At 34.5% G+C, this 12,715-nt stretch carries 7 protein-coding genes, 3 tRNA genes and 3 pseudogenes; 8 read left to right on the top strand and 5 right to left on the bottom strand.

Annotation, left to right across the window (positions count from 1 at the left end):
- Positions 1–244 precede the first annotated feature (244 nt).
- Positions 245–317: transfer RNA gene (locus tag OOT12_RS07155), tRNA-Lys, on the top strand.
- A gap of 17 nt (positions 318–334) precedes the next feature.
- The gene (gene nuoF, locus OOT12_RS07150; RefSeq protein ID WP_264374503.1) at positions 335–1,588 is read left to right on the top strand and encodes an NADH-quinone oxidoreductase subunit NuoF; all 1,254 of its coding nucleotides are present in this window, start codon (positions 335–337) and stop codon (positions 1,586–1,588) included.
- A gap of 22 nt (positions 1,589–1,610) precedes the next feature.
- On the opposite strand, the gene infC is transcribed toward nuoF, so the two are convergent.
- From infC to nuoI, 3 genes are all read right to left on the bottom strand, one after another.
- Entirely contained in the window at positions 1,611–2,129 is a 519-nt protein-coding gene (infC, locus tag OOT12_RS07145; protein WP_010404127.1) for a translation initiation factor IF-3, read from the bottom strand.
- An 11-nt stretch (positions 2,130–2,140) separates the two neighbouring features.
- Positions 2,141–4,042: a threonine--tRNA ligase gene (gene thrS / locus OOT12_RS07140; protein WP_264374502.1), complete on the bottom strand. Its 1,902-nt coding sequence runs from the start codon at positions 4,040–4,042 to the stop codon at positions 2,141–2,143.
- A gap of 269 nt (positions 4,043–4,311) precedes the next feature.
- A complete protein-coding gene (nuoI, locus tag OOT12_RS07135; protein WP_264374802.1) occupies positions 4,312–4,794 on the bottom strand; it encodes an NADH-quinone oxidoreductase subunit NuoI in 483 nt (160 codons plus the stop codon).
- Positions 4,795–4,976: 182 nt separating this feature from the next.
- Between nuoI and mnmE the strand changes: the two genes are divergently transcribed.
- The 3 genes from mnmE to OOT12_RS07120 all read left to right on the top strand — a co-directional run bounded on the left by mnmE (position 4,977) and on the right by OOT12_RS07120 (position 7,612).
- Positions 4,977–6,305, top strand: a complete 1,329-nt coding sequence (gene mnmE, locus OOT12_RS07130; RefSeq protein ID WP_264374501.1) for a tRNA uridine-5-carboxymethylaminomethyl(34) synthesis GTPase MnmE — start codon at positions 4,977–4,979, stop codon at positions 6,303–6,305.
- A 47-nt stretch (positions 6,306–6,352) separates the two neighbouring features.
- Positions 6,353–6,437, top strand: a tRNA-Ser gene (locus OOT12_RS07125).
- A 170-nt stretch (positions 6,438–6,607) separates the two neighbouring features.
- Positions 6,608–7,612: an NAD(P)/FAD-dependent oxidoreductase gene (locus tag OOT12_RS07120; RefSeq protein WP_264374500.1), complete on the top strand. Its 1,005-nt coding sequence runs from the start codon at positions 6,608–6,610 to the stop codon at positions 7,610–7,612.
- A gap of 362 nt (positions 7,613–7,974) precedes the next feature.
- On the opposite strand, the pseudogene OOT12_RS07525 reads toward OOT12_RS07120, so the two are convergent.
- Positions 7,975–8,869: pseudogene (locus OOT12_RS07525) on the bottom strand (IS5 family transposase).
- 320 nt (positions 8,870–9,189) lie between these two features.
- Here OOT12_RS07525 and OOT12_RS07105 point away from each other — a divergent pair.
- Positions 9,190–9,369, top strand: a pseudogene (locus tag OOT12_RS07105) (glutathione S-transferase family protein); the annotation flags it as partial.
- 83 nt (positions 9,370–9,452) lie between these two features.
- Positions 9,453–10,408: pseudogene (locus OOT12_RS07520) on the top strand (IS5 family transposase).
- Between the two features lie 76 nt (positions 10,409–10,484).
- On the opposite strand, the gene OOT12_RS07090 reads toward OOT12_RS07520, so the two are convergent.
- A tRNA-Met gene (locus OOT12_RS07090) sits at positions 10,485–10,561 on the bottom strand.
- Positions 10,562–10,657: 96 nt separating this feature from the next.
- Here OOT12_RS07090 and OOT12_RS07085 point away from each other — a divergent pair.
- The gene (locus tag OOT12_RS07085; RefSeq protein WP_264376538.1) at positions 10,658–12,682 is read left to right on the top strand and encodes a ComEC/Rec2 family competence protein; all 2,025 of its coding nucleotides are present in this window, start codon (positions 10,658–10,660) and stop codon (positions 12,680–12,682) included.
- The last annotated feature ends 33 nt before the right edge of the window (positions 12,683–12,715 follow it).

Here is a 12,715-nt window from a genome sequence, read left to right as displayed (position 1 = left end):
TGAGGCTATTGCTAAATAGTGCACAAATTCTGCATTTATGTATAATTCTCTATCTTTTTAGAGTTGTACGTCAGCTTTACCAAATGAATCTTTGAATTAACAAGAAGTTTTCCTTCAAAAATTTTTAATTAAATTATCACTAATACAGTACATTATATAATTTATTTAACCACACATGGAAATTTTAGTTTGATTAAAATGGATAAAAACTATATTACTGTTTAGTATAGCTGAAAAATAAAATGATCCCGTAGCTCAGCCGGTAGAGCAACTGACTTTTAATCAGTGGGTCACGCGTTCGAATCGCGTCGGGATCACTTAGAATCTTAAAAGCATGCTAAAAGAACAGGACAAAATATTCACAAACTTAAATGGTAAAGAAACACCACTACTTGAGGGTGCAAAAAAACGTGGTAGTTGGCAAAAAACAAAGGAATTACTGGATTTAGGATCAGAAAAAATCATTGATGAAGTAAAGAAATCTGGCTTGAGAGGTCGAGGGGGTGCAGGATTTTCTACTGGCCTTAAGTGGAGCTTTATGCCTAAAAATCCTCCAAAAGCATATTTAGTAGTCAATGCAGATGAGTCAGAACCTGGTACATGTAAAGACAGGAACATATTACGATATGAGCCACACAAGCTACTTGAGGGAATTCTTCTGGCTGGCAGAGCGATCAGCGCATCAGCTGCGTATATTTATATCAGGGGTGAATTTTATAATGAACATTTAGTTCTAAAAAAAGCACTTGAGGAAGCCTATAAAGAAAACTTAATTGGAAAAAATGCCTGCAAGTCAGGTTATGATCTTGATGTGTTTATCCATAGGGGTGCAGGAGCTTACATATGTGGGGAAGAAACAGCTCAACTCGAATCCATTGAAGGAAAAAAGGGCTTTCCTCGCATGAAACCTCCATTTCCCGCAGGTGTTGGACTTTTTGGCTGCCCCACTACAATAAACAACGTTGAAACTATATCTATGGTTCCAGATATCCTAAATCGCGGAGGAGAGTGGTTTGCATCTCTTGGTAAACCAAATAATACTGGCACTAAGGTCTTTTGTATTTCAGGGCATGTAAATAATCCATGTAATGTTGAAGAAGAGCTAGGAATTTCACTACGTAAATTAATTGAAAAATATGCAGGTGGAGTGCGAGGAGGTTGGGATAACTTACTTGCTGTAATACCTGGTGGGTCTTCAGTACCATTAATTCCAAAATCTATATGCGATACTATTGAAATGGATTTTGATTCATTGAGAGCTGTACAATCAGGGCTTGGTACTGCTGCTGTGATAGTGATGGATAAATCAACTGACATAATAGCTGCAATAGAAAGATTATCACATTTCTATATGCATGAGTCCTGTGGGCAATGTACACCATGTCGTGAAGGTACTGGATGGATGTGGAGAATTATGAGAAGAATGGTAGCAGGAAATATTAAACCTGGTGAAGTAGATAAGCTACTTGACCTTACAACTCAAATAGAAGGACATACAATTTGTGCGCTTGGCGATGCTGCAGCTTGGCCAGTGCAAGGGCTAATCAGACATTTTCGTCATGTAATTGAAGATAGGGCAGTAACTTAACTTACACTTTTAAGTCGTTTTACTACTTAGCAACCAGAGTTAGAAAATATTGATTTCCTTCCCTTTTAGGCGCTAGCTCTACCTTTGCAATATCTTCAGTGTCTCGAATTAGCCGTTCTAATTTTTCCACTCCAACCTCAGTATTTATAAGCTCTCTACCTCTAAATTTCATTGTGCACTTGATTTTATGCCCAGATATAAGAAAATCTCTTGTTTGACGCAATTTTGTTTCATAGTCATGATTATCAATATTGGGGCCCAGCTTAATTTCCTTTATAGTTAATGCTCTTTGTTTCTTTTTTGCCTCGCTTGCCTTCTTTTTTGCATCATATTTTTGTTTACTGTAGTCGAGTATTTTACATACTGGAGGAGTTGAATCAGGTGCAATTTCTACCAAGTCTAAATTGACACCTTGTGCAACTTCCAAAGCTTGTCTTAATGGCACAATTCCAACCATTTCACCATTATGATCAACTAAGCGTACTTCCTTAGCTGTGATGAATTCATTAATTTTGTTTTTATTATTCTTTTGAACTTGCAAGTTTTTCTCCCTTAACTCAAATTAATACTTTTTAAAAGCAACTCAGTAGCCTTTTCCAAAGGAAAAGACTCTTGTTCTTCTGACCCTAAATTTCTCACTGACACAGTTCTATTGATGATCTCATTTTTACCTATAACCCATAATATAGGTACCTTATTTGAACTATGCAAGCGTATCTTATAACTAATTTTTTCATTGGTCAAATCGGTCTTAATTCTAACACCTTGTTCTTTTAAAATATTGCTGATTTCAGTAGCATAACCATCAGCTTCATTTATAATGGTCAGAATAGCAAGTTGCGTTGGAGCAAGCCAAATTGGAAATTTTCCTGCATAATTTTCTATCAAAATCCCAATAAAACGTTCAAAAGTTCCAAGAATTGCTCTATGTAGCATAACAGGATGGTGCTTTTGTCCGTCTGCTCCTATATAAAAAGCTCCAAGCCGCTCCGGTAAAATAAAATCAACTTGCAACGTTCCACATTGCCAATTTCTACCTATTGCATCTTTCAAAACAAACTCTAACTTTGGACCATAAAATGCACCTTCACCAGGATTAAGTTCATAACTAAGCCCTGCTTCTTTAACTGCTTCAAGCAGTGCTCTTTCAGCTCTATCCCACACTTCATCATTACCTGATCTAGTATCTGGACGGTCTGAAAATTTCACAGAAATTTCATTGAACCCAAGTTCTGAATATACTTCTTTTAAAAGGTCACAAAACTTTACAGTTTCAGAATTCACTTGTTTTTCCATACAAAAAATATGTGCATCGTCTTGAGTAAAACCACGCACTCGCATCATTCCATGCAATGAGCCTGAGCTTTCATTTCTATGGCATGTGCCAAACTCTGCCATACGTATCGGTAAATCACGATAGCTTCTGGTGTGAGAATTAAAAATCTGCACATGACAAGGGCAATTCATGGGTTTTATTGCTAGCTTTTTACTTTCAGATTCATCAATAATGAACATATTTTCACGAAACTTATCCCAATGTCCCGATTTTTCCCACAGCTCTTTGCTTACTAAAATAGGTGTTTTTACCTCAAAGTAGCCATTGTTCATTAACTTTTTTCTGATGTAAGACTCAAGAACATTATATAAAGTATATCCCTGTTCATGCCAAAAAATCTGCCCAACAGCTTCCTCTTGAATATGAAATAAGTCCATATCCTTAGCAATTTTGCGGTGGTCGCGTTTTTCTGCTTCCTCCAGACGTTTAAGATAAGTATTTAATTCATCCTTATTTCTCCACGCGGTGCCATATATTCTTTGCAACATTGGGCCCTTAGAATCGCCACGCCAGTATGCACCTGCTACTTTCATAAGTTTAAACGCTTTAACTCTGCCAGTTGATGGTGAGTGCGGACCACGACATAGGTCTACAAAGTTGCCTTGTTTATAAACAGTTAGGTTTTCGTTTTCTGGTATTGATGAGACAATATCAACCTTGTATCTTTCACCTATATCACTAAAGAAATCAATTGCCTGCTTACGAGTCCAAACTTCTCGGACGAATCTGTGGTTACTTTTTATAATTTCCTTCATTTTTTTTTCTATTGCAGTAAGATCGTCCGTGGTAAAGGCACGATCTGTAGCAAAATCATAGTAGAAACCATCTTGAATTGTTGGCCCGATAGTAATCTGAGTATTAGGAAAGAGCTCTTTTACTGCCTGCGCCATTATATGAGCAGCATCATGCCTTATTATATCTAAACCCGCTTCGTCACTCAGTTGTATTACCTCTATCTCTGTATCAGATTCAATTTCATGTGAGAGGTCATATAGCTCACCATTGATCTTTAAAGCAACTGCTTCCTTTAAAACCTCTGGTTGTAGTATATTAAAATCGGTAACCTTACAGCTATATTTCTCTACTTTTTGTTCAGTTGAAAAAGTGACTTTTATCATTTGTCATACCTCCTGTATAATCAGTAAAAGCCAATATCTGGTGTTCATTCCAGTGCCCCCTATGATGTCATCCGAGTAGCTGACACTGGGATCTAAGTATAAAAATATTCGCAAGTTATGCAATGGACAACAGATTCTAGGAACATATGTTAAAATAATGTCCATGATGAAAATAAGATAGATCCCAGTGTCAAGCACTGGGATGACACCACCCCTGGTGGGCACTGCCCCTAAATCATAATAGATAACAGGGTTATAAGCTCTGAACATTAATAATAAGGTCTATTTTTTTTTAACCTGAGTGCAATTGCGTCTTCCCAAACTTCACCATTACGCAATAATTTTTCCTTATTGTACATTAGCTCTTCTCTTGTTTCAGTAGCAAATTCAAAGTTAGGACCCTCCACAATTGCATCAACAGGACATGCTTCCTGGCAAAGCCCACAATATATACATTTTGTCATATCAATATCATAACGTGTAGTGCGACGACTTCCGTCTTCTTTTTCCTCTGCTTCAATAACTATTGCTTGGGCAGGGCAGATAACTTCACATAATTTACAAGCTATGCAGCGCTCTTCACCGTTTGGATACCTACGCAACGCATGCTCACCACGAAACCTTGGACTTAACGGGCCCTTCTCCATAGGATATCTCAAAGTAACCTTTGGCTTAAACATATATTTTAATGTAATAACAAACCCTTTAATCAACTCTATAAATGACCAATACCAAGCTAATTTCTTGAGCATAAAATGTTTAAAACCCGTATTCATGATTATAAATCATATTATCAGTTTTCAAAATAAATATTTTTACCTGACGGGTTTTCTATACAATATATTTACTAATACTGCATTAACATAAATTAGCAAAATAAGTAAAAATTTTTTAGATTAAGTATTTTAAATTGCTAAGTAGTGTATATAAATTAATGACAAACAAAAATGAAACTATCTTTGCCTTATCAACTGTATTTGGTAAGTCAGGAGTTGCAGTAATTAGAATTTCAGGTAACGATGCACTTAAAGCTTTAAATCATTTTAACATTAAGAAAGAAGTTAAACCAAGGCTTGCTACTTTAGTTGACTTATATGATGGTTCCAATCAATTGATAGACAATGGAATAATTATTTATTTTCCTGCCCCAAACAGCTTCACTGGCGAGGATGTTATAGAGTTACAAATGCATGGAAGCAAGGCAATTATAAAAATAATCTTGGAGGAATTATCAAAAATTTTCGTTATGGCCAGGCCTGGGGAATTCTCACTTAGGGCTTTTCTAAATGGTAAATTTGACTTAACGCAAATAGAAGGGATTGCAGACTTAATTGATGCTGAGACAAAAATGCAAGCTAAACAAGCGATTAAGCAGATATCAGGAGAATTGGAGAGGCTATATAGCAGTTGGAAGCAGAAATTAATAACGATACAATCCAAAATCGAAGCATATATAGACTTTCCAGAAGATATTTTGGCAGAAAAAAATGAGTTGGAAAAAATTAATAATGAAGTGAAAACTCTTGTGCAATCAATACAAGAGCACCTAAATGATAATAGACGAGGCGAAAGGTTGCGTGAGGGTTTACACGTTGTAATAACTGGTAAACCAAATGTTGGTAAATCAACGCTGTTTAATTTTTTGGCCAAGCGTGATATTGCTATTATTTCTGAATATGCAGGTACAACAAGGGATATACTCGAGGCCCATATTGACGTTGCCGGATATCCAGTTATCCTTTCTGATACTGCTGGCATTCATGAAAGTTCAGATCCGGTAGAATCAGAAGGTATAAGTCGGGCAAGAAAAAGATCCCTTGAAGCTAATTTGAGAATAGAGCTATTTCCCTTCAAACAGCGTCATGCAATCGATTGCAGTGTTGAAAATAGTAACACCATTTACGTGCTGAGCAAAGCCGATGATATTATCAATGACCACAGCATAAAAATTAACAGTATAGATTTTTTACCTGTTTCTATTTTAAAAGGAATAGGTACAGAAAGACTAATCTCTGTAATTAAAGAGAAAGTAGAGGAAAAATTTGGGCATGATAGAGACACTCCTGTAATTACTCGGCAAAGACATAGGATTCACATGCAAAAAACACTGGAGCATTTACAACGTTTTAATATTGATAATCCAATTGAGTTAATATCTGAAGATTTGAGGCTTGCTGCATTTGAACTTGGTGCAGTAATTGGAATTATTAATGTTGAGGAAATATTGGATAGTGTGTTTAGTAGCTTTTGTGTAGGCAAGTAAGATTTTTATAGATTGCTTGAAATTAAATATTGTGGTAAAAAAGAGGTGGACGGATGGCCGAGCGGTTTAAGGCACCAGTCTTGAAAACTGACGTACGGAAACGTACCATGGGTTCGAATCCCATTCCGTCCGCACTTACTTCTCAGATTTAAAATGTTAGTTAATTTTTAGAGCTTATTTAGATGGTTCGTAACGCTGTAAATCTTATCTAATCTAGCTACATCTTTTAAAAATACATCCCTTTGTAAATTGACCTTGTTAGCAAAGAAAGCTAATATCTATAAATAGATCACCATCTGAATATGGAAACCGATATCGTAATAATAGGTGCAGGGCCTGTTGGAATATTCACTGCTTTTCAAGCGGGAATGCTTGATATGAGATGTCATGTAATAGATGTTTTGGATCAAGCAGGAGGACAATGCACATCTCTTTACTCAGAAAAGCCAATATATGATATACCTGGTTATCCTGTAATTACTGCCAAAAAATTAATTGAGCGACTAATGGAGCAAGCTTCACCGTTTGAGCCTGTTTACCATTTAAGTCAAAAAGTGGAAAAGATTTCAAATAACGAAGGTGAAAACTTTACTATCATAACGAACATAGGTACAGAGGTAAAATGCAAAGCCGTTATCATTGCTGCAGGTAACGGAATGTTTGAACCTAACCGTCCACCCTTAAGTGGTATATTAGAATATGAAAATAAATCTGTATTTTATAATGTAAATAAAATTTCTGATTTTCAGGACAAAACTATAGTCATTGCAGGGGGGGGGGATTCTGCGGCTGATTGGACTGTAGAACTTTCTAAAGTTGCAAAGAAAATTTATGTGATACATAGGAGAAAGGAATTTCGCTGCACTCCTGAAACTAGAAATAAATTAGAATCACTTGAAAATAATGGAAAGATAGAACTGGTAGTGCCATATCAATTACACGAACTAGCAGGAGGTAATGGGCAGTTGAGCGCAGTGATAGTAAAAAACATTGCCTCTAAGGAAGAAAAAGAAATATCCGCTGATTTTTTGCTGCCATTTTTTGGATTGTCAATGAATCTTGGGCCAATAAACAGTTGGGGTATAGAGTTAGAACATGGCCGCATAACTGTCGACCCAGCTACACTTAGAACCAGTAGAGATAGAATATATGCAATCGGAGATATAGCTACTTATCCAGGCAAACTAAAATTGATACTAAATGGCTTTGCTGAGAGCTCCATGGCTTGTTATCACATATACAAAGTAATTCACAATTCTCCAGTTAATTTTCAATATTCAACTTCAAAGGGAATTCATCGAAATTAAAGAGTAAAGAGATCCATGAACCTGCATGCAGTTATCTCAAGCATAAGGGAATACAAACGAAAAAGATTACTTTACAAATTCCCCCAGCTCCCTTGCCATGATAATAAGAGTATTTATCCTTATTTTTGACCTGCAGGCTCAATCACAAAATCAGTAAAAAACTCAAATATTTATTGGCAAATTACACAAAAATTATAGCGGCTGCATGTCTTTTTTATTTTTTCTATATTCAGCCAAAACGCGCTTATTTTAAGCGTTAGCACATTATTACAACGCCAATTTACATTATTATAGGGTCAAAACTCGTCACACGGGGAGGCTTTGTTGCATCACACTTTATGAGATGATGATTTATGTTAAATTCATGTAACTATCTCAAATTTAGCCATACCAATATCAGTGAATTTATTAAGCAAATAGCATTTAGTTCTTTTTCTCGATTTATCTCAGATTTATTCCTAAACAAATACTTGCTTCAACCTTGAGAAAAATCCTTCAATATAAGATCTTTTCCCATAATTTACTTCCTTTTTCCACTCTTTTACACCATCTTGTCCATATAATTTTATTAACCTAATAGCAGCATTTCTGTCAGACATATAATCTATTTTTGAATGTTCTGCTGCATCCTTTTTTGGTAGAACTTTTGTTTTTATATCGTATTTCTTACACAATTTATAAAGTTTTTGCCTATCGTATGCCCTATCTGCATATAATGCTTTTATTTTGTGCTGAAAATTAACTTCTTCAAGCAAATCGCAAGTGATCAGAGTAGACACCGTTACTGTATTTTACAGCTATGGCTTTTTTGTTGTTTATATTCAACATTACGTGCAATTTTCTCGTTTGCTCATAGCCACTCTGTCAGTGCTATTTTCCTTGCTGTGTGTTGTTGTATATACTAATTCCTGTACTGTCTATAGCAATTTCGATATCTTCTATATTATTTTCTGCAATCATTTATCTTAATATTAAGTTTTTTTTGATGCTTGTGAATAGCTGCAAATCTCTTCCTATTTGTTGCAAATACCCTTTTATAAACCCGACTGTTTGTCTTAAACCAATTCTAAAGAAACTGACGATTATATGCACTAAAATCACAACTTTATCACTATAAATATAGTTGCCGCCCTGCATTTTTGGACAATTCTCGTACCAATTTTCTATGGCGTCATTGATATAACAAAAAATGCTTCCTCTTTCTTGGAGAAATTTGTTATATTCATGGCAGTTACTGACTCTCATTTTTTGTGGCATATTTTTTCTTCAACAGTTAAATGGCTATTTATAATGAATTTTGTCAGTAACTGCCAGTTCTTTTCACTTGAGCGATTCAACAAAGCCATCCCAGTGTCAATCACTGAAATGACACCCTTCCGGTGGGGATTGCTCTCAGACTACAATGTTCGTACAGTTGTACTGGGATTCAAGTATAAAAATATTTGGAAATTATACAATGGACAATGGATTCTAGGAGTATATGTTAAAAGTAATGTCCATAATGAAATAAGCTGGATTCCAATGTCACGTACTGGAATGACAACATATAGGTATTGGAATAACAAAAGAGGAATATTATGATTTTATATCATTTTCCTCTTTGTCCGTTTTCACGAAAAGTTAGAGCTCTTCTCAAGGAAAAAAAGCTGAGTTGTGATTTGGTATATGAAAATCCATGGGAAAAGCGGAATGAATTCATGGAGATCAATCCAATCGGACAAGTACCAGTATTAATAGATAATAACTTTGTAATAGCGGCTGGCTTTGTTGCATGGCTCAAGTAAAAAAAACTGGAAGTTACTGACAGAAATCATTATAAAACAGGTATTTAACCACCAATATGCCAGTCAAAATGAAGGTCAGTAACTGCTACGAATATAACAAATTTCTTCAAAAAAGAGGAAATGTTTTTCATTTTGTTAATCAAGCCATAGAAAATTGGTATGAAAATAGTCCAAAAGTTGCAGGTGGCAATAACATTTATAGTGATAAAGTTGTAATTTTGATACATATAGTAGTCCATTTTTTTAGGATTGGCTTAAGACAAGCAGTTGGTTTCGTAAAAGGTTGTATAGAGCAAATGGGAAAAGACCTCAAAGTCATTAGCTATACTCAAGCTTCTAGAAGATTCAAAAAGCTTAACTTGAAAATTGATGATTGTAGAATTGATAAAAATGGTATGGAAAACATTGAAATAGCTATAAATAGCACCAGTATTTGTATCTATAACAACACCCATCAACGTAATAAAGAAAATGCAAAAGTAAGAAAATATAATGGATATGATCAAGTAAGAAAGTTACATATTATTTTAAGTATAAATAATAAAAAAGTTATAGATATGAAGTACACTAATGGTACTACACTTGATTATCATGCGATATGTTAAAGGGAACAGTAGATAAATATAATATTTCATCTGTTCGCGCAGATGCAGCTTATGATAAAGCTAGTATGTATAAAGTGTGTAAAGGACATAATATAAAACCAATCATTCGACCAATAAAAGGTGCGAAAATCTATGAGAAAATTGATTATCAATTAGAAAGAAATAGCAACATTAATGTGATTAAATTATGTGAAAACTATGAGAACGGTATAAAGAAATGGACACAAGAAACAAAATATGGACTAAGATCCTTTGTTGAATGTTTTTTCTATAGGTTGAAAAAAACGTTTGGGTTTAGTCTCAAGAATAAATCTGAAATAAATCGTGAAAAAGAACTACTAATTAAGTGCTATTTGCTTAATAAATTTACTGATATAGGTATGGCTAAGTTCGAATTAGCTGCATGAATTTACTGTACCTACCTGCCTTATCAGGAGCTATGCAACAAAGCCATCCGAAATCGATGTTTGTACAATTGAAAGATGGTTGCGGGAGTAGGATTTGAACCTACGACCTTCAGGTTATGAGCCTGACGAGCTACCGAGCTGCTCCATCCCGCGTCGTTGCTTATTTATTATTATATGCGTAATAATAATAAATAAAAGAATAAAATCACACTATTACATATATTTATATATCTATTAACCTTTCTTAACATGATAGTAAATTATATACATAACAATCTGTGCAATGAAAAATATAACTTGATATTGTGGTTCCCTGTTTTTCAGTGTGCAGGAATTTTAACCTATTTCTCATTAAATTTTGAACCAAGCTGTGCTTTCACTATATCTATTTTTCTCTTGCTTTCACCTATACTAATTCTGACTGCAATATTATACAGGAAATACGCAATATTATGCATTTCTTTAATTGCAGTGCTCATAGGATTTACAGCCAGCAAATTCAGAACAGATTCAGTTAATACTCACATTCTTGATAAGGAAAGGTATGTGAAAGATATTGTTGCTACAGTGAAGGATATTAATAACAAGGGCTCGTATGAGCAATTTTTGCTTTATGAAATAAAAAACACGAAGTTTAAGTTAGATAGCATCAGAATATCAGTTAGAACCAAAGCGGAAGAAGGCATTAAAATAGGGGATCAAGTAAAATTATCAGCAAAACTCTTTCCTCCAAAAATTGCGCCTTCGGAATATGCATATGATTTTGCAAGAATAGTATATTATCAGAAAATAAGTGCAACAGGCTTTGCAACAAGCAAAATAGTCCTGTACAAAAAGGCTGAAGCAAGAAAATTTCAAGAGTATATAGAATCTTTCCGTCAATATATCTATGAAAACCTACAGCAAAATACCAAAAAGCCACACGCGGACATAATCTCTGCATTATTAATTGGCAAAAAAGACGGGATAGATCAAAAAACTATGAATGCGATACGAGATTCAGGTATAGCACATTTATTCGCTATATCTGGTTTACATTTATCGTTTGTTGCTGGTCTATTTTTTATAGTATTCCGTAATTTATTTGCAATATCTGAAACTTTGACTCTTAAATATAACACTAAAAAAATATCTGCATTCTTTACTATCTTGCCAACTACCTTTTATTTGTTGATTACCGGTATGCAAATTTCTGCTCAGCGTGCCTACATCATGGTGATCTTGGTACTTGTTGCAATAATCATAGAAAGGAAATATCGAGGATTAATAGCAATTGCGTTTGCTGCTTCGGTGATACTCATAGTGGAGCCAGAAGCAATCTTAAAGCCAGGTTTTCAAATGTCATTTTCTGCTGTTTTGGCACTAGTTGCAAGCTATCAGATCAATGCTAATAAGTTATTCAAAATAAAAATAATAAAATATTTTGTGTCGATAATGATCAGCTCAATAATAGCAAGTTTAGCAACAGTTCCATATACAATATATAATTTTAACTATTTTTCAATCAGCAGCATTATCACAAATTTGATTGCTATACCAATAGTTACACTCATTATTATTCCACTTGGAATAATTTATGTTTTATTGATTCCTTTAGGTACTCAGTGGATTATAACGCCTCTCATGGAACGCCCAATTGACAGCGTTTTATATATAACAAACGCAATTGCCAGTCTTCAGTATTTGGTTGTTCCTATTCGCACTTTTCCTGCCTCATTAATTATTATAATAACGCTTGGGCTATTATGGTTATGCTTGTGGGAAAGGAATTGGCGTTTCTTTGGAATTTTCTTTATTGTGCTAGGTATTTTCTCTAGCGCTATGTATACAACTCCTGACATTCTAGTCAGTGCTGATAATCTTGCTGTAAAAGAAGATGACAATTTACTATATTCCCTTACTAGAAAAAACAGAAATTTTGTTGTCAAAACGTGGGCAAAGCAAAACGGGCAGAATCAAATTGTGAATCATACTAAATTCAGTAATTCAAACAAAAGGCTAAAATGTAATGATTATGGCTGTATATATAATAAAGGAAATAATAAATCAGTGTTGCTAGCTCACAAAAGAGAAGATATTTTAGAAAATTGTAACAATGTCGATCTAGTAATTCAGTTAAGCAAGTTTAACTATCCAGCTTGCAATACTAAAATCATCAAATACGCTGACTTAGAGGCATATGGCACACACTCTGTTTGGCTAACAGATAGTGGTATAAAGGTTAGTAAAGTGCGTTCTAATCGTCCTTGGCATAAGCCAAAAACTTGTTTTTAAAGTATCATTTATATATAATTACTTAATTAGGAT

It is taken from the genome of Wolbachia endosymbiont (group B) of Parapoynx stratiotata (assembly GCF_947250635.1).
Classification (GTDB): domain Bacteria; phylum Pseudomonadota; class Alphaproteobacteria; order Rickettsiales; family Anaplasmataceae; genus Wolbachia.
This window is presented reverse-complemented; position numbering and strand designations above follow the sequence as displayed.

What these genes read in the sequence shown, in the direction of transcription:
- nuoF (WP_264374503.1), top strand. Translation starts at nt 335, where the DNA reads ATGCTAAAAGAACAGGACAAAATATTCACAAACTTAAATGGTAAAGAA.
- thrS (WP_264374502.1), bottom strand. Translation starts at nt 4,042, where the DNA reads ATGATAAAAGTCACTTTTTCAACTGAACAAAAAGTAGAGAAATATAGC.
- nuoI (WP_264374802.1), bottom strand. Translation starts at nt 4,794, where the DNA reads ATGCTCAAGAAATTAGCTTGGTATTGGTCATTTATAGAGTTGATTAAA.
- mnmE (WP_264374501.1), top strand. Translation starts at nt 4,977, where the DNA reads ATGACAAACAAAAATGAAACTATCTTTGCCTTATCAACTGTATTTGGT.
- OOT12_RS07120 (WP_264374500.1), top strand. Translation starts at nt 6,608, where the DNA reads ATGGAAACCGATATCGTAATAATAGGTGCAGGGCCTGTTGGAATATTC.
- OOT12_RS07085 (WP_264376538.1), top strand. Translation starts at nt 10,658, where the DNA reads ATGATAGTAAATTATATACATAACAATCTGTGCAATGAAAAATATAAC.